Source organism: Pseudomonas sp. J452 (genome assembly GCF_024666525.1).
GTDB lineage: Bacteria > Pseudomonadota > Gammaproteobacteria > Pseudomonadales > Pseudomonadaceae > Aquipseudomonas.
Genome location: NZ_CP088294.1, coordinates 2,097,468 through 2,114,187 on the forward strand (window position 1 = coordinate 2,097,468; position 16,720 = coordinate 2,114,187).

Below are 16,720 nucleotides of genomic sequence, written 5' to 3' on the forward strand. Positions count from 1 at the left end.
ACGGCATTTGGAGCACCGTGCCAATACGCAAATTATTCCTCTGAGTGATGTCACCCAGGAGTTTTCCGAGCCAGAGCGTTTGCGCCTGCAACTGTCTGCGACGGTGATAAATAAGCCGATAGACATTGGCAGTTGGGCGTATTTCAATCGGGGTAAGAATGAAAGCGTCAATGATGATCGCGGTACTCCTGTGGTGGTGGAATCGTTTGTCGAAAGTCGCCGCGAATTAATTTTAAGGGTTCTGGCATCCTTTGTCGGACTACGTCATGCGTCTGTAAACACTCAAATCAAACAGATCGAATACTTCATAGACTGGCTAAACCTAAATGGCTACAGGGAAGTATTTGTCGGTGAAGCTGATGCCCAGCGAGCATATCGAGACTATACCGCGCATCTGAATCATCAAATAGCCCATCGGAAGTTGAAGCCCATCACGACTGCCGCTTATCAAGATATGGCAGCCAAGGTTATTGAGCTGCTTTATCCAGAGATCGGCCACCATATCCTCGCCGGTGCAGTTAGGATCACTCGAGAAAGAGGGTCTGCGGCAGCTAGTTCTGCCCATGTTGATTTGTACCGGGACGTTTGTTTGGCCGTCGCCCAGCAATGCAGCGATTTTGTTCTGAGCAACAAGCCATATCCATGGGTCGTGAAGATCAGGGAGTATGAGGTTGTTGTGTTCCCATCCAATTCCGGTGTGGTTGGCCCATTCAAGGAGTCTCCGCCTCCATATAATGCGGCTGAGCGACGCATTGCGACGGTCGAAGAATACTGCGCGACCTGTGACAGATTGGGTCGGAAATGGCGCAACAAATCTGAGGTGGCGCGTAATATAGAAAGCGCACGGGCTAGTTTGCAGGCGGCTAACGAAGATGAGCGTCACTGGCACCGCTTTTATGTGGCGGGCCTTGCCGCGAAAGCCTATGCGTGTCTTTTCCTGATGATTACAGCGGCCACGCCGACCGAGTTTGCGCAGTTTAGTTATGCAGACAGTCTCGAAGTTGAGGCGTCACCAATCAAGAAAGAGTTGTCGGCTGTAAAGTTTCGGGCTGGTGGGAAGTCGACACTTTATAACATTGGGCGGGACACTGGTTTGCCGCTATTGAGGCAATACCTCAAACTCCGCGAGTGGATTCTAAATGGCGTTGCACATGAGCGTTTGTTCTTTTCGATGCCTGAGCTTAGTCTGTCGAGAAATAGGAGAAACGTCTTTGGCGAACTAAATGTGTCGGGTGTCATCCGTAAACTCCATGACGTTATCAGCGGCACCTTTCTCGACCCAGAGGTGCCGAGACTTACGCCACGCAAAATGCGCAAGCACAAGAGCAATGGAATGCACTCGGCTCGCATGTCGCCGTCCACGGTAGCGGCATCCTTGAATCACACTCAGGCGGTGAATCTTTCGACCTATGCGGAGGCGACGCCTGAGCAGCAGGAAGCCGAGTTCGGCCAGTTCTGGCAGGCCATGCGGCATGCCGCCCGTGTCGTGCGCGAGCGCAGCCAAGCTGCCGCTGGAGGCGTAATCGCAACAGCCGCGGGGCATTGTGACGGGTTCAGCCGGCCGACGCCTTTACGCGATTTGGGAGCCGTTGCAATCGAGCCGAACTGCCGTACCCAATACGGCTGCTTGTACTGCGAGCACTATGTCTGCCACAGCGATAAAGAGGATTTGCACAAACTTCTGAGTTTGCAGTATGTGATTAATGCTGTGCGTAAAGTAGCTCCCGATGCTGCACATGCTGAAGTTTTGTACAAAGAGTTATCTATCCGAATTGATTTCATCCTTGATGCGCTTGGCGAGCGTTCTGATGAGGTGAAAAAGTTGGTCGAAACGGTCAGGGCTAGGGTGTTTGAGTACGGTGAGCTAACTGCGTTTTGGGAGACCCGCTTGAGTCGTTATGAAAAAATTGGGGTGGTATTTTGAGTTCGGTTGTCCAGTCGATAGGCAGTCTATTTTCCAGCGGTCAGTTTTCGGCTGCCAGTGAGCCAGATAATGCCTTGCAACTCTTTGGCAAGCCCACCCCTGATTTTGTTCTCTGCCGCAATGAGCATGGTTATGCCGCGGCGGTTTATGGTGAATCTACGTGGGACTTTAACCCTTACAGACTCAGTGCAAAAAAAATTCTCCGAATATACTTTGATAAGGTGTTCGACGAAGATGGGCAAGAGCAGCAGGCACTGATCGAAGAAGTCAAATATATGCTGTACTGTCTAGTCTACTTCGCCGGTGGTGGGCGACTCGGTACGCTGAGTGCATATACGCTCGGCCAGTATTGGTATGTGCTGCGCATCGCTATGCAGTTCTGTCATGAGCAGAAGCAAAAGCCCATGGTTGGCACGCTGTCCTTGCAACAACTATTTACCGTGCCGGTTTATCTGGCGGCTTTTGTTCATGGAAAGGCTTTTGATAAGAAGACTCTTTCAGGAGTATTGCAAGGCTTGGTCAGGGTGGGCGAAGAACGGCTAGGGTATGCCGTGGTAAATCCAAATAATTTTGATCTGAAGCGGAAAAGCCATAACCAGCATCCAGTCATTCCAACTCGAATCTATTTGAGTCTCATCAATGTCACTGGCGATTTGCTCGATCAGTTATACCAAGGTGTTGGGCGTATCGAGTCCTTCATAGCGTGTTTTGCCGATGAGTATTATGGCTTTTCACATACAAATCAGAAATCTCGTGGGGTTGGTGGAAAGGCGCATTTTCGGCCCGAGATGCCCCGGGCGATCAAGGATCACCGCCTGACTTCGGTATTTGCCGGTGAGTTTTCCTGTCCTAACAAGAAAAAGCTGCTTAGGATCTTGCTCCATATGCAGTATGTGGCAAAAACAGTCATCCATCTCTATACCGGTATGCGCGATCAAGAGGTGATGCGAATGTCGTACAACTGTTTGTCCGATCAAGTTGTCAGGCAGGTAGTTGTCGATGATCAGGGTGTTGAGCGTGATAAACCACAGACGGTAAAAGTCCTCTCGACTACCACGAAGTTCGCCGGATACAAGAAAGAGGGCACATGGTTTGCGCCGGGGGAAGTTGTCAAGGCGGTCGAGGTTGCGCAGGCGATTTGTCGTGGCCTCGCCAACCTCTACAAGATCGCGCCGGATGATCGCTGTCCGCTCTTTCCTAGTCCGGCCATCGTGAGTTTTAAGAGGAGAAGTGCCGAGGTTGACGTAACGGATTTTGCTAATAAGCGTTTGAACGGGAGTGCTTTGCGAGCGCTGTCGATTCGGTCAGAGGACTTGCAAGAGCTGGCTCAAAGCGACCCTTCTCGCGACTTTGACAATGAGCCCGCTTTTGCAGTCGGCCAGCCATGGCCGCTGACGAGTCATCAGTTCCGGCGCTCGTTGGCGTTCTATGGCAGCAGCAGTGGTTTTTTCTCATTGCCGACGCTGCGCACGCAGTTCAAGCACATGACGATTGAAATGTCCCGCTATTATTCGAATAACTACGAGAATCTTCGCACCATTTTTGGCTACTACGACGAGAAGAAAAAAGACTTCGCACTGCCAAACAACCACTTCGCCTTCGAGTACCAGATGGCCCTGCCCATGTCAGTGGCAAACCAGTTAATTGCCGATCTTATGCTCAATGAGGAACCGCTGTTCGGCGGCACTGGATCGTATATGGAGAAACAAAAAGAGCGGGTCAAGGCGGGTGAGATTCAGATTGAAGATGTGCGTTCTGAGACCGAGAAGCGGGTTAAAAGTGGTGCAATTAGCTACCGCCCGACGCTACTGGGTGGCTGTACCAAGGTTGGCCGCTGCGATTCCTTTCTGCTGGGTGACTACACCGAATGTTTGTCCTGCGAGGGCGCGATCATTAAGCCCGTAAAGCTAAATGCCGCGATTGAGGACGCGACTAATGAGTTATCACAATACGTAGAGGGCTCGGGCGAATATCAAATTGTGAAGGGCGATATTGAACGCTTAATGGTTTTCAAGGCTCGCCTGGTCGACACGGTGGAGCTTTAGTCATGAAGTCTGGTGAAGGAATAAGTAAGGGGGTTGGCGCCTGTGAGGAAGCTTTGCAGCGCCTTCTGGATGGGAAGCCTTTTGTGCCTGGGCATGTAGGGCTAGACCTATCCAAGCTCACCGCGAGCATTGTCAGTCTTGAGGCTGGATTTGACCGTGGTTACCTGAAAAAGTCTCGTAAAGTACATTTATCCATACTCGCAAAGATTGAGGCTTGTCGTGCTGAGGCTGACAAGGGTTCCGGCCCGTCAAATGGTAAAAGCATTAAACGTTTGGAAGATAAAGTTGTGCTTTTAGAAAAAGAGCTGGCGATGGTCAGTTCGCAGCGTGATCGAGTGCTTACACAGAACCTCCAGCTCTGGGAGCGTGTGAGAGAGCTGGAGCTAGCGGAGCGTCAGAACAAGTCGCGCCAAGTTCGGCTGCATCATTGATAGATTTGCGCCTCCCCGACTGCACCACAAGCGTCGGGCAAAGCTTTAGCTAGAAGTCTGGATAATGACACTAGGGCTAACAGCATTGGCAATCTCAAGCCTTCTTGAGCGCCAGGGTAGATCAGGTGGGATGCTGCAGCTCTGACACCTGAGGCAGTAGGCCGGATGGGTCACATGCAAGCACGCCTGCGATGCGATACAGCTTATCGACGGTAATATTTACTTCGCCACGCTCGATCCGCCCCACATAGCTGCGGTCGATATTGCAGGCCAGCGCCAGTGCATCCTGAGAAATCTGGCAGGCCTTCCTCTGCGTTCGGATGCGCTTCCCTAACGCTTTCGCCAACTTATCCATGACCGTCTCAATTCAGCTTGAGGCGGCAATATCGTGCGTTTGCGGACTCACGAGCCACGGATTATAATCCGCATTTTGCGCTAACCTCTCTGGTGCCTCAATGAAATCGGCCTCGTTTATCTTCGACAGGCGTCTATATGAGCTGCTTCATGAGGAAGGGCGCACACGATTCACAACTCGTGAACTGCGGGATGCTTACGCTATGCGTTTGGATGGCATGACTTTCCGCCTCGGCGATGTGCGGCGCTACGTGTATGAACAGATCCGCAGAGCTCTTCGCATGGGTTGGGTCGTACTCGACGAAGAGCGCCGGTCGCGGGGGCAGGTCTACCACGTGCAGTCGATTCCTGCGCATCTACAGTTGGAGCTGATCGACAACGGGTTTGAGAACAGCCTCAAGACTGCATGTGAGCCCAAACAGGGGCCTTCAGTGGTTGAGGGGGCGGCTGAGCCACTCAAGCCTTCAGCCGATGCACATCAGCACCTGGAATCACTCCACAAAGAGATCCGGTTGGATTTCCTGTCCTCGATGGGTGAGGCGGAGCGATACAAGCTGCTTTTGGATGATATGCCGCATCTCAGGGAGAGGGTCGAGGGCGAGTATTTCGAAGCCAGAGATCGCAGCTCACGCTTGCTTGGTCATCTCCGCGCCATTGAGAAAACGCTCAAGACGCTTGCGGTAGCACGATGATCAGCTCGCTGCGAGCTTGGCAACTCAGTTGCATTGAGATGGCGTTGGAACACTTTACTCTCACGCCTCACTTCTTCTGCCAGGCAACGCCGGGCGCAGGTAAGACGCGCATGGCCGCAGAGTTGGCCAGCAGACTGCTTGAGCAGGACAGAATCGATCTAGTGATGTGTTTTGCTCCATCCTGCCAGGTTGTCGAAGGTTTCCGCTCCACCTTTTCTACAGTACTTGGCAGGCGTTTGGACGGTCAGATCGGCGCAGTGGGTGCGGCGTTCACCTATCAGGCCATGGAATATCGAGATGATGGATTCTGGCAGCTTCTTGATGACTATCGCGTGCTCGTAGTCTTTGATGAGATCCACCACTGCTCTGGCCATGATCCACTGCTAAGCAACGCCTGGGGGCAGCAGATACTGCATCGCATACAGGACCGCGCTAACTTCACATTGGCGCTTTCCGGAACCCCATGGCGTTCAGACGACAGGGCAATTGCTCTGGCCCGATACTCCACACCCGATGGGTATCTGATCTGCGATTACCGCTATGGCTTGAAAGACGCCATTACCGACGGCGTGTGCCGATCCCCTCGCATTGTGTTGCTCGATAATCAGAAGGTGAAACTCACTGAAGAACTTGGCGCGGATAGCTCCGTCAGGCTGTTTCCCAGCATCGCCAAGCTTTTGGGGGAGTCACCTGTCACCTATGAGGAACTGCTGCGCCATGACGAGGTGATCAATCCAATCCTCGACCTTGGCTACAGCAAGCTCAACGAGCTACGCCAGATCAAGACTGATGCCGCCGGCTTGGTGGTGGCTACCGACATCGAACACGCTCAGCAAATAGCCCAGGCTCTGGAAGCAATGGGTGAAAAGTGCCGTATCGTGACCAACAAAACCCCGGATGCGCAGCAGGTGATCAATGCATTCCGCAGCAACACCTGCCGCTGGATTGTCGCCGTAGGAATGATCAGTGAAGGCACCGACATTCCACGCCTGCAAGTGTGCTGCTATCTCAGCCGTATCCGCACCGAACTGCATTACCGGCAAGTTCTGGGACGGGTACTGCGACGCACAGGTGAATCGGATGACCAGGCATGGCTATTCATGCTGGCAGAACCGACGCTTCAGGGCTTTGCGGAGCGAATTGCAGATGATTTGCCGGATGACCTAGCGGTTTTGAGAGATGTGCAGATACCTGGATTTAATCCAGGCTCAAGGTCTGAGCCGATGGGTGCTTCGGGCCATGTCGAGGGTATCGACGGTGCTGGGTCAGGTGGCGCAGAACCTGGTATTGGGTCGCAGGCTACGAACATCATTTCGCTGGGTGGCTTTGCAACTGAGCCCGCTTACCAGGTCAGCTTTTCCCAGCATTACCGGCAGCAGCTACTGGCTTGTTTTTGATGCTCAGCCAGTCGAGGCTGCTCGAATGATGCCGGTATGCATGAATCCATAACCGGCCGGTTCCGCGTGGAACGTAATCGTGAGGTGCGTATGGAGACTAAGTCGCAGGCATTGGTTGATGTCGTTGAGGATGTGATCTGCGACGTGTGCCGCTCTGGAGCGCGTATTCCTGGCTATGGCCTTCAATACGGCAAGCTTGAAGCCCAATGGGGATATGGATCACAGCATGACGGGGAGCACTATCGGGTGCATCTCTGCGAGCCCTGCTTTTTCAGGGTGCTGAGTGGATTGCGTCGGGAGCGTATGGTCAATGGCATGTTCGATGATGAGCAGCCATTTTCCTCTGAGAATTTTGGCTTGGTCAGCAAGGGTAACTACTGGGAAAAGAGCTGATGACAGGACTGCGGCTGAGCGATCTTCTTGAACCCGTCATGCAGCTTGCTTACGAAGCAGGCCGACTTATTGAGTCAGAGCTTAATAGACCAGACGGCCCAAGGGGCAGTGGCTTTAAGGCAGACGTCGATGTTGAAATCGAGGTACTTCTGCGACAGCGACTGAAGCACATCCTTAATTGCGATTTTGTCGGAGAAGAAACGGGCTGCGAGCTTTCAGGCCACCCATTTAGTTGGGTTGTTGACCCCCATGATGGAACAGGCGACTTCCTCAACCGGCGGCCTGGCTCTGCCATTTCTATCGGACTGCTCCATAACGCAACGCCAGTGCTGGGCGTGGTGTACGCCCCCGTCACGCCTAGGGGCCCTGACTGCATAGCATGGGCTGAGGGTGTTCCGGCCTTACTGCGTAACAGTCGTCCTGTGAGGAATGACCTGCAATCCGCGATCTTGGCACCGGGGACAGCGGTAATGGTTAGCTATGGGGCTACCCAAAAAGCCAAGCCGAATGCTTTGCTTTGCCTCCCGGCTATTTTCCACCCGATGCCAAGCATTGCTTACCGTCTGGCGCGTGTTGCCGCAGGCGATGGTGTTGCTGCCGTATCGCTGTATAGCGTTTCACCCCATGACCTGGTTGCGGGCCATGCTTTGTTGCGGGCGGTCAATGGCGATATCTGGAATGAGAAAGGTGAGCCGGTGCGATACGCAACACCACAAGCATTCACTCGAAGTTTGAGTTTCTGCTTCGGTGGCGCGCAAGCAGCGTGCTCAGAATTGCTTGGCCGGCCATGGCGTTCGCTGAAAGACAGTGGTGATGTGCCGTAGGTCGTGTATGCGAGGGTTGTGTCATTCGTGGTGAATTTTTCCTTCTGCCCAAGGAGATAGCATCTGTGGATAAGCCGGCCGAAGATCAAAGCGTCACAGCACTCAAAGGACTGATCAAAAAGCCGGAAAACCCGATATCTGTCGACTCGATGAATCCCATCGGCGCGGCGATGCAAGACCGTCTTTCCCAAGTAGCAGTCTTAGCCGAAGAAATTTTCGAAGACAAAGCCGTTGCCATCTCATGGATGACCACAGTTACCGATGCCTTGGGTGGGAAAACGCCGATACTCCTTTGCGAGACCGAGATTGGCGCTCGCCAGGTGCTCAGGGTATTGCATGCGATTGAATGGGGCGGTTTAGCGTAACTGGCAGCTCTGAGCTGGGGTGACTGAAAAACAGCTGGGAGGCAGGGTGCATGACAGTAGCGCTCATAAAAGTCACTACTTTATTGACGGCCCTGCACCTTGGTTAATGCCGGCATACTAGCGACTCTTGGCTCCGTCCCTCGAACACTGACCGCCGTTAACTTTTGAGGAGTCTCCGTGGCACGCATTCGTCGACTGAAAATCAGCAATTTCCGGTCTATCCAAGCGCTGGATTGGGTGCCATCTCCCGGTATTAACTGCCTTATAGGCCCAGGCGACAGTGGCAAATCCACCATCCTCGACGCGATAGACCTCTGTCTTGGAGCTCGCCGAAGCAGCTCATTCGGCGATATGGACTTCTTTGCTCTGAACGTCGAAGTGCCCATCACTATCAGTGTGACGCTTGGTGATCTGCCAGCATCGCTGATGGATATCGACTTCTATGGCGACTTCTTGCGTGGATTCAATCTCGAAACGGGGGAGGTCGAAGATGAACCGCGTGTAGGTCTCGAGACAGTAATCACATTGCTTTTGCAGGTGGGTGCCGATTTGGAGCCTTCCTGGACGCTTTTCTCTGAGCGCGCGGAGCTGCAGCAACTCGAACGTAGTCTTCCCTGGAAGGAGCGATCGGCACTAGCTCCCGCCCGCATAGGTAGCTTCGCGAGTTCGAACCTGTCATGGAGTCGTGGTTCGGTGCTCAATCGACTTACTGATGAGCGAGCGGAGCTTGGTGCCGAACTTGCGCGCGCCGCCAGGCAGGCAAGAGCGAACTTTGGCAATCAAGCGGCCGCACATCTAACCCAGACACTTGGGGTGGTGCAGCAGACAGCTCAAAATCTCGGCGTTTCGGTCGGGGCGATGCCGCAGGCGCTCCTTGACGCGCACTCTGTGTCGATTGGCGAGGGGGCCATCGCGTTGCACAGCGAGACGGGCATTCCGCTCCGTTCTCTTGGAACAGGTTCGTCACGCCTGCTAGTGGCTGGGCTTCAGAGGGCTGCAGCCAGTGCTGCTCCCATTGCTCTAGTCGATGAGGTGGAATATGGACTCGAACCTCATCGGCTAATGCGGTTCCTAGATTCTCTCGGTGCGAAGGACGCAGCAGCTCCGCTGCAGGTCTTCATGACGACGCATTCGCCGGTCGCGCTTCGCGAGCTGTCCGGTAGCCAGCTGTTCGTTGTTCGAACAGGGCCTGAACGCCACAGCGTTATGACGGCAGGGCAAGCTAACGAAGTACAGAGTACCCTGCGGACCGACCCGGAGGCGTTTCTCGCCAAATCCATCATCGTCTGCGAGGGAGCGAGTGAGGTAGGTTTCGCGCGTGGCCTCGACCAATGGTGGGTCAGCCTTGGGGCCACATCGTTTCTGGCACATGGAGGTGCTTACGTGAACGCTGGCGGGGGAACTCCCGATAACAGCCTTATCCGCGGAGCCGCACTTCGGAACCTAGGCTATCGCGTGCTGGTTTTTGTGGACGCCGACAAGCCGTCGACCGCGGGACTCGCGGAAGCATTCTTGGCCGCAGGTGGGCAAATTCTTACTTGGCGTCAGGGCCTTACTTTGGAGGATGAGATCTTCCGCCATCTCAGTGACCAAGCACTTGATGCGCTTCTGGCAAAAGCCGAAGCGATAGTGGGTGCCGAACTGATGAACGAGCATATTCAGACTAGATCCCAAGGGCACGTGACGCTGAACGATATCCAGGCTGAACGACTCGTGGATGGCTACTCACCCGCGAAACGAGAGCTACTGGGCATAGCATCCCGTATTCGCAACAGCGGGTGGTTCAAGTCGTTGACAACCTACCAGGAGGTCGCGAGGGACATCGTTGGCCCGTCTCTGCAGAACGCCGATGCAGGTTTCATGGCAGTCACGAACCAGCTCTGGACGTTTACAAGTGCCCCTTGAAATCGACATCTTCGCCATCGAGCGTGGCTCAATAACAGCCCCCGCAGGTTGTGGGAAGACGCAGCTGATTGCTGACACGCTCATCGCGCATACGCAGAGCAAGCCCATCCTCGTCCTAACGCACACGAACGCAGGCGTTGCGGCTTTGCGCGCGCGCCTGAGACGGGCAGGCGTCCCTAGTTCCGCGTATCGGGTCTCCACCATCGACGGATTCTCAATGCGCCTCATCGCCAAGTTCCCGGCGCGAAGCGGCCACAACCCGCAAATCTTGGAGCTCCACCAGCCCAACGTGGACTACCCTGCAATTCGAGAAGCCGCCAGGCAGTTACTGCACGCTGGACACCTCGCCCAGCCTCTCCGTGCCAGTTACGCGCGGTTGCTTGTCGACGAGTACCAAGACTGTAATGTCGTCCAGCATGCCATCGTGTCAGCTTTGGCCCAGGTACTTCCAACCTGCGTGCTCGGCGACCCAATGCAAGCCATCTTCGGTTTCCGTGGTAATCGATTGGTACATTGGGCGAATGAAGTTCAGCCCCAATTTCCCGCGGCGGGTGAACTGAGGACGCCATGGCGCTGGCGGCTGGCTGGGGCTGAAAACCTTGGGCAGTGGTTGCTCGCTATCCGGCAACAACTTCAGGCTGGCCAGCCTGTGGATATGCGAACGGCTCCGGCAGAAGTGCGTTTGGTTCAGTTGAACGCTGGAACCGAAGCCCAGCAGCGCCTTGTGGCTGCGAGAACTGTGGCCCCCAACGCTCAAGGCACCGTCCTCATCATCGGGGACGCCATGAACGTGCAAGGCCGCCATCAGCTAACGAGCCAGACCCCAGGAGCCATGGCTGTCGAAGCCGTTGACCTAAGAGATTTAGTCAACTTTGCAAGGCAGTTCGATCTGCGGGGCATCAATCCTCTGGCGCAACTCGCTGAATTTGCTTCAAGCGTGATGACCGGGGTGGGGGCCGCAAACCTACGGACGCGTATCGAGTCTCTGCGTGGAGGAAGGGCGCGGACGCCCCCCGACCCCCGCTGAGACTGAGGCCGTTGCATTTGTCGAGGAGCCAACGCTAGAGCGAGCGCATCGTGTGCTTAATGTCCTCGCTGACCAGCCGGGCTCACGTGTGTTCCGACCAGAAGTCTTGCACTGCTGTCGCTCTGCCATGCAAGCAGTGGCAGGAGGGGCCCCCGACTTTCTGACTGCAGCCATTCAGGCTCGCGAGCGCAATCGACATCTCGGTCGACCGATTGCGCGTCGATCGGTCGGCAGCACGTTATTGCTCAAGGGCCTGGAGGCAGACGTATCGGTCATTCTGCATCCTGAGTTGATGACAGCTCAAAACCTATATGTCGCTCTGACGCGGGGCGCAAGACAAGTAGTTGTGTGCTCTCCTACGCCCATACTCACGCCGGTGCGAAACGGTTGAGTGAGTATTCGCATGGGTTCCGACATCAATTCGCATGCCTAACCGACACTGATTCGCACGCAAAACCGACACAACACGGTTCTTCAAAACCGACAGCCATTCGCGCCCTTCGACAGCTATTCGCATCCTCCGACAGCCATTCGCACGCCCCGACAGCTATTCGCATCCCTCCGACACCTATTCGCACACGCCGACAGTTTGCTTTGCCGACGCCCGGAGATATCCAGTCACTGACTCGCAGTTCCAAATGGCCTCTCGCTGATGACTGCTACCGGCCAATAGCAGCCATTCACGTGTGGCGGATTTCGCAAACCTTTGCAGGTATTCGGGTCTCAAATCCCCCCAAGCACGGAGCGTTCATTTTGCGGGGAGAGCAAAGCTTGTGAGAAAGCTTGTTGCCACTAGGACGCACATCACAACCAGCAATGGTGTTGAGCCAAAACTTTCCAGAATAAGAGCAGCAGCTACAGGGCCTGTGGCCTGGGCAATCAGCATGGGGCGAGCGAGCAGTCCCATGCGTGTGCCATAGCCATCCGCACCGAAGAGAGCCAGGGGTAGTGTGCCGCGAGCAATGGTCAGAACCCCATTGCCTGCTCCATAAAGTCCCAAGGCCAAGAAAGCCAGCCACGGAATGGCCGGCAGCAGCAGTCCAATACCTAGCCCGCAGAGTAAAATGGCTATACGAGCTGACCAGGTTGGATGCAGGTTCCGCCCAATCGAAAACTCTGCAAGGCGTGCCACGACCTGAGATGGCCCAATCATCATGCCGATGGCCAGGGCTGTTGCCGTGGCGATGCCAAGCAGTTTCAGTACATCAAGCAGGTGTACTGAAATGGAAGAGATCACCAGCGATTGGAGTGTCAGTAACGTTGCCAATAGCAGGAGGAGACGATTGGCTGATTTGCTGGAGCTTGACGTGGATGGGGCATTCGCAAGAGCTGTTGTTTCAGCTGGGGTATCGATGTTCTTGGGAATCGCCAAAAGATGGATTGGTAGCCCTATTGCCAGGTGCGCTGCGGCTAACGCAAAGCAGCTATACCTCCAGCCGATCTGGTGTTCCAAGCCGGCGATCAGTGGCCAGCCCAAGGTGCTGGCAAACCCGCCAAGCAACGTGAGACCGGTCATCGAGGCGCGCGCGTTGTTGCCAAGTAGGCGTCCAAGCGTGGAAAACGCAGCGTCATAGAGCCCAGCAGCCATGCCTGCGCCGATGAGCGTCCAGGCCAGGTAGTAAGTGGTTAGGTTGCTGGCCGCTCCCATTAGCAGCATTCCCAGCGCTAACAATACCGAACTGGTTGCCAGGACAGATCGTCCCCCATGGCGGTCGATCCATCGCCCCACCATGGGTGAGCAAGCCCCTGCTACCAACAGCCCCCAGGACAGCCCGATAACGACACTCGTAATTGACCACCCTGTCTCTTTGGAAATCGGAGTTGCGAGGACTGCCGGCAGGTAATAGGTCGTGCTCCAGGCGAGTATTTGGGCGATGCCTAATGCCCACACAAGCCTGAATCGATTGATGGGCTGCTGGCTGCTCTCTGGGTTTACCACTAGCTTCGGTCTCTTATCGTTTTCGGGCGTGAGCTGCTCAGTTTTGCGCTACGGGTGTGCGCACTGCATCCGAGTTGTGCAGGTGGCGAAGCAGGTGCGGGAGTATGTGTCCGGCATCTGGCCCTACGCCCCTGAGGGTCGCAGAGGCAAAGTTACGTTGCTTAGGCAGGCCTACAAAGTACAAGCCGGGGACGTGCACGGCTCGTCCGTAACGTTGCGTCACATGGCCTCGTTCGTCGACCACTGGCAGGCCTTCGAGGAATGGTAGGTTCGGACGAAAACCGGTGGCGAACACCATGCTATCGACGGCTTCATGCTGCCCATCGGCCCAAACAACACCTGTTGAAGTTACCTGAGTGAACATTGCAGCTTGGTTGAAATACCCGGCTTTCAGAGCCTTTCTGTAGGTGCCGTCGTCCAGTACAGGTGTGCTTTGATCGTTCAGCCAGCGGGTTTTCTCCAGGCCAGTCCATTTCAGCCAGGTATGAAAATCTGCCCCCAGTATCCGTTGTGGCGCGAACCGAATCGCCTCTCGTGTGGCCAACGTAACGGTGGCCACTTTGGCTAAGTCGTAAGCAATCTGTACAGCGGAGTTCGCCGCGCCAATTACGACGATGCGTTGCCCGCTGAAAGCCTCTGCATTTCGATAGTCGGCACTGTGAAGTCGAGTGCCGCTGAAGTTTTCGAGCCCAGGAATGCTTGGTATGTAGGGGCGACTAAAGGCTCCCGATGCCACTACCACCGCTCTCGCCCAAAAGCGTTGCCCGTTGGCGGCAGTTATTTGGAACCCTTCATCTTCCTGATCTACCCGCGTGACCTGAACGCCGTGGAGGATAGGTAGTTGGAAGAGGTCGGCGTACTGCTCCAGGTAACGCACCACTTCATCACGAGCGGGGTAGTGGTTTGGTGCTCCGGGGAACGGCATCCCCGGTAGAGCGGAGTAGGCTGCCGGCGAGAACAGTTCGAGGCTGTCGTAGTAGTTACGCCAGTTCCCGCCAGGTTGCGATTGCTCGTCGAGAATTAGGAAGTTGAGCCCCTGCTGTTTCAGGTGCCAGCCGCTGGCCAACCCTGCTTGGCCAGCACCGATGACAACGACATCAAAAGGTTGGTCTTTTATGTTCATATATGCGCACTCATGCACGTGTTTGGGTAAATAAAATCAGTCCTGTCTGCCTGGGCAGCAGAGCGGAGCGATGCTTTTTGTGTGGAGGAGGATATTTTCCAGACGATGGATAATGGCTGGGCCATCCACCTCGTAGAACATCTGCCGTCCAACCTTCGAGGCACGAACGATCCCGGCTTCAAGCAGTACCTGAAGATGACGGGAGACTACCGAGCGCTCCTGAGGCAGCTCAGCCGCAATCTCGGTGACATCTGCTCGGCCTAATTGCATAACGCGTTTCAACACGGCGACTCGTGGCGGCTCGCACAGGGCTTTGAAGAATGCACCATCAAGTGATTCGATGGCGGCCTCGATGGCCTGGGTTCGGGTCGGTGGTGTAGTCATGTGGCGACTATATGTGCATGTGCGCGCACATGTAAAGCGCTGATAGGACGCCAGGCACTGCCCCCTCCAGAGTAGAGAGCAGTGCCTGTGCGGCTTACTTCTTAATTGCTTGCAGGTAGTCCTTCAGGGTCGCCTCGTCAGCAGATTTGACGGTCATGCCATCCGGGCCTGTGCCGATGTCAGTGAACTGCTTGGCAGGCTCCCCAGTTTTTTTGAACTCTTCCAGCTCCTTGGAGCCTTCACGGAATACCCACAGGCGACCATCTTCGATCTCGGTGACAAAGCCAGGCTTATCGTACTGGCTGGCGAAGGTGGCGCTGGCGAACAGGCTGGTCAGCAGCATTGCGGTCAGAGTCAGTTTTTTCATCGCAAGTTTCCTGTTTGGGTTGAGGTGCGATAAAGCCTAAGGCCCTTTTGATGACAGAAAAGTTACAAGATATGGATATGCGAGTAACCAGATGTTTCACTGCAAAGCCAGCCCAGGTTTCGGCCTTAGCGGTGCTGAACCCCAGTAAAGCTGAACCTAAGCGCAAGGTCGGCGCGTGAATCATTATGGGATTAGCATTGCCGCTTTACTGGATATTCGTAAAAACGTATATTCGGTTAACCATATTCGACTCGAGATTTGGCAATGGCTTACAAGACCCGCGTGCTGTTCGTTTGTGTGGCTAACGCTGCTCGTTCGCAGCTGGCTGAAGCGCTGCTGCGACACACTGATTCCGAACGTTTCGAGGCATACAGCGCCGGCACCGAGCCCGGCGAAGTCGATCCACGCACCCTGGATGCACTTGAACATCTGGGGGTGAACACCGAGGGGCTGCATAGCAAGTCCATCGATGAGTTTGCCGGCGAGCGTTTCGAATACGTCATCACACTGTGCGATAAATCGTCGCTGGAGTGTCATGCCCTGCCCGGCGCAGGAGAGTTACTGGTGTGGAACTTCGAAGACCCAGTGACCAGCACCAAGCCTGACGCATTCCGGCACACCCTTCACGAGATACACGAGCGCATCAAGATGTTCGTGCTGGTGAAAACCAAACGTTGAGACCTTTATGGCTGACCATCTGACCCCGACCACCGTATTCAAATGCCTGGCTGACGAGACCCGCGTTCGCCTGATGCTGCTCATCGCCCGTGAGGATGAGTTGTGTGTCTGTGAGCTGACCTGCGCGCTCGATGAAAGTCAGCCGAAGGTGTCCCGCCACCTGGCGCAATTACGCAATTGCGGACTGTTAGAAGATCGCCGGCAAGGTCAGTGGGTCTATTACCGCCTGCACCCCAGCCTGCCGGACTGGGTGATCGCCATCCTGAAAACCACTCTGGATGCCAATCAGCACTGGCTCAGCCCAGATGCCAAACGCCTCGATGTAATGGGCGACCGCCCGCAGCGCCTTGCGGCCTGCTGCTGAGTTGCGCCCGGCCTTTACGAGATAGCCTGATGAAAATTTTATTCCTCTGCACCGCCAACAGCTGCCGCAGCATTCTTTGCGAAGCTGTGTTCAATCACTTGGCACCGGCGGGCATGAAAGCCTACAGCGCCGGCAGTCAGCCGAGAGGTGTCGTACATCCGTTGAGCCTGAAAACGCTGGAGAGCGCCGGCATCTCGACCACAGGGCTCTCCAGCAAATCCAGCGATGTTCATGAGGGTCTAGCCCCTGACTACGTGATCACGGTCTGCGACAAGGCTGCCGGCGAAGCCTGCCCGGTGTTTTTCGGGCCCGCGACCAAGGCTCACTGGGGGCTGGCTGATCCGTCGGAATACCAGGGAAGTGAAGACGAGATCGAAGCCGCTTTTGATGCCACCTTGGAGCAGATCAGAACCCGCATCGAAGCCTTCCTGGCTTTACCGCTCAAGCAGATGGATGCCGAGCAACTCAAGGCCGAGCTGGCCTTGATCGGCACGCTCTGACATTGGAG

The 16,720-nt window shown here is 55.2% G+C and carries 17 protein-coding genes and 1 pseudogene; 13 read left to right on the top strand and 5 right to left on the bottom strand.

Translation table 11 applies throughout. The annotated features are described in order from the left end of the window. The first annotated feature begins 7 nt into the window (after positions 1-7). Genes LRS11_RS09420 through LRS11_RS09430 form a run of 3 tightly spaced genes read left to right on the top strand, consistent with a single transcriptional unit; the run spans position 8 to position 4,400 of the window. Entirely contained in the window at positions 8-1,924 is a 1,917-nt protein-coding gene (locus tag LRS11_RS09420) for a hypothetical protein (protein WP_260496559.1), read from the top strand. After that, the gene (locus LRS11_RS09425; RefSeq protein WP_260496560.1) at positions 1,921-3,969 is read left to right on the top strand and encodes an integrase; all 2,049 of its coding nucleotides are present in this window, start codon (positions 1,921-1,923) and stop codon (positions 3,967-3,969) included. The genes LRS11_RS09420 and LRS11_RS09425 overlap by 4 nt, the downstream gene beginning before the upstream one ends. Positions 3,970-3,971: 2 nt before the next feature. Further along, positions 3,972-4,400 carry a hypothetical protein gene (locus LRS11_RS09430; protein WP_260496561.1) on the top strand — a complete coding sequence of 143 codons (429 nt, stop codon included), beginning with the start codon at positions 3,972-3,974 and terminating at the stop codon, positions 4,398-4,400. A gap of 121 nt (positions 4,401-4,521) precedes the next feature. On the opposite strand, the gene LRS11_RS09435 is transcribed toward LRS11_RS09430, so the two are convergent. Next, positions 4,522-4,755 carry a helix-turn-helix domain-containing protein gene (locus LRS11_RS09435; RefSeq protein ID WP_260496562.1) on the bottom strand — a complete coding sequence of 78 codons (234 nt, stop codon included), beginning with the start codon at positions 4,753-4,755 and terminating at the stop codon, positions 4,522-4,524. Positions 4,756-4,855: 100 nt separating this feature from the next. Here LRS11_RS09435 and LRS11_RS09440 point away from each other — a divergent pair, with 100 nt between their 5' ends. The 7 genes and pseudogenes from LRS11_RS09440 (at position 4,856) to LRS11_RS09470 (ending at position 11,748) form a co-directional block, all read left to right on the top strand. Continuing rightward, on the top strand, positions 4,856-5,446 hold the full coding sequence (locus tag LRS11_RS09440; RefSeq protein ID WP_248493693.1) for a hypothetical protein: 591 nt from the start codon (positions 4,856-4,858) through the stop codon (positions 5,444-5,446). Beyond that, the gene (locus LRS11_RS09445; RefSeq protein ID WP_260496563.1) at positions 5,443-6,843 is read left to right on the top strand and encodes a DEAD/DEAH box helicase; all 1,401 of its coding nucleotides are present in this window, start codon (positions 5,443-5,445) and stop codon (positions 6,841-6,843) included. The genes LRS11_RS09440 and LRS11_RS09445 overlap by 4 nt, the downstream gene beginning before the upstream one ends. A 90-nt stretch (positions 6,844-6,933) precedes the next feature. Further along, complete coding sequence (locus tag LRS11_RS09450) at positions 6,934-7,236, top strand: hypothetical protein (RefSeq protein WP_260496892.1); 303 nt, start codon at positions 6,934-6,936, stop codon at positions 7,234-7,236. Next, the gene (locus LRS11_RS09455; RefSeq protein WP_260496564.1) at positions 7,236-8,060 is read left to right on the top strand and encodes an inositol monophosphatase family protein; all 825 of its coding nucleotides are present in this window, start codon (positions 7,236-7,238) and stop codon (positions 8,058-8,060) included. Before LRS11_RS09450 ends, LRS11_RS09455 begins: the two co-directional genes overlap by 1 nt. 65 nt (positions 8,061-8,125) lie before the next feature. Continuing rightward, a complete protein-coding gene (locus tag LRS11_RS09460) occupies positions 8,126-8,425 on the top strand; it encodes an MbcA/ParS/Xre antitoxin family protein (RefSeq protein ID WP_260496565.1) in 300 nt (99 codons plus the stop codon). 177 nt (positions 8,426-8,602) lie between these two features. After that, positions 8,603-10,330 carry an ATP-dependent endonuclease gene (locus tag LRS11_RS09465; protein WP_260496566.1) on the top strand — a complete coding sequence of 576 codons (1,728 nt, stop codon included), beginning with the start codon at positions 8,603-8,605 and terminating at the stop codon, positions 10,328-10,330. Next, a pseudogene (locus tag LRS11_RS09470) lies at positions 10,320-11,748 on the top strand (UvrD-helicase domain-containing protein). The gene LRS11_RS09465 and the pseudogene LRS11_RS09470 overlap by 11 nt, the downstream one beginning before the upstream one ends. 357 nt (positions 11,749-12,105) lie before the next feature. On the opposite strand, the gene LRS11_RS09475 reads toward LRS11_RS09470, so the two are convergent. From LRS11_RS09475 to LRS11_RS09490, 4 genes are all read right to left on the bottom strand, one after another. After that, on the bottom strand, positions 12,106-13,296 hold the full coding sequence (locus LRS11_RS09475; RefSeq protein WP_312027001.1) for an MFS transporter: 1,191 nt from the start codon (positions 13,294-13,296) through the stop codon (positions 12,106-12,108). Positions 13,297-13,333: 37 nt separating this feature from the next. Next, on the bottom strand, positions 13,334-14,419 hold the full coding sequence (locus tag LRS11_RS09480; protein WP_260496567.1) for a flavin-containing monooxygenase: 1,086 nt from the start codon (positions 14,417-14,419) through the stop codon (positions 13,334-13,336). A gap of 36 nt (positions 14,420-14,455) precedes the next feature. Further along, entirely contained in the window at positions 14,456-14,803 is a 348-nt protein-coding gene (locus tag LRS11_RS09485; protein ID WP_260496568.1) for a helix-turn-helix transcriptional regulator, read from the bottom strand. Between the two features lie 94 nt (positions 14,804-14,897). Continuing rightward, the gene (locus tag LRS11_RS09490; protein ID WP_069900661.1) at positions 14,898-15,170 is read right to left on the bottom strand and encodes a hypothetical protein; all 273 of its coding nucleotides are present in this window, start codon (positions 15,168-15,170) and stop codon (positions 14,898-14,900) included. 264 nt (positions 15,171-15,434) lie between these two features. Between LRS11_RS09490 and LRS11_RS09495 the strand changes: the two genes are divergently transcribed. From LRS11_RS09495 to LRS11_RS09505, 3 genes are read left to right on the top strand one after another with little or no spacing between them, the layout of a single operon-like run. Next, positions 15,435-15,848 carry an arsenate reductase ArsC gene (locus tag LRS11_RS09495; RefSeq protein WP_260496570.1) on the top strand — a complete coding sequence of 138 codons (414 nt, stop codon included), beginning with the start codon at positions 15,435-15,437 and terminating at the stop codon, positions 15,846-15,848. Between the two features lie 7 nt (positions 15,849-15,855). Further along, on the top strand, positions 15,856-16,212 hold the full coding sequence (locus tag LRS11_RS09500) for a metalloregulator ArsR/SmtB family transcription factor (protein WP_260496571.1): 357 nt from the start codon (positions 15,856-15,858) through the stop codon (positions 16,210-16,212). Positions 16,213-16,241: 29 nt separating this feature from the next. Then, positions 16,242-16,712: an arsenate reductase ArsC gene (locus LRS11_RS09505; protein WP_260496572.1), complete on the top strand. Its 471-nt coding sequence runs from the start codon at positions 16,242-16,244 to the stop codon at positions 16,710-16,712. Positions 16,713-16,720: the final 8 nt, after the last annotated feature.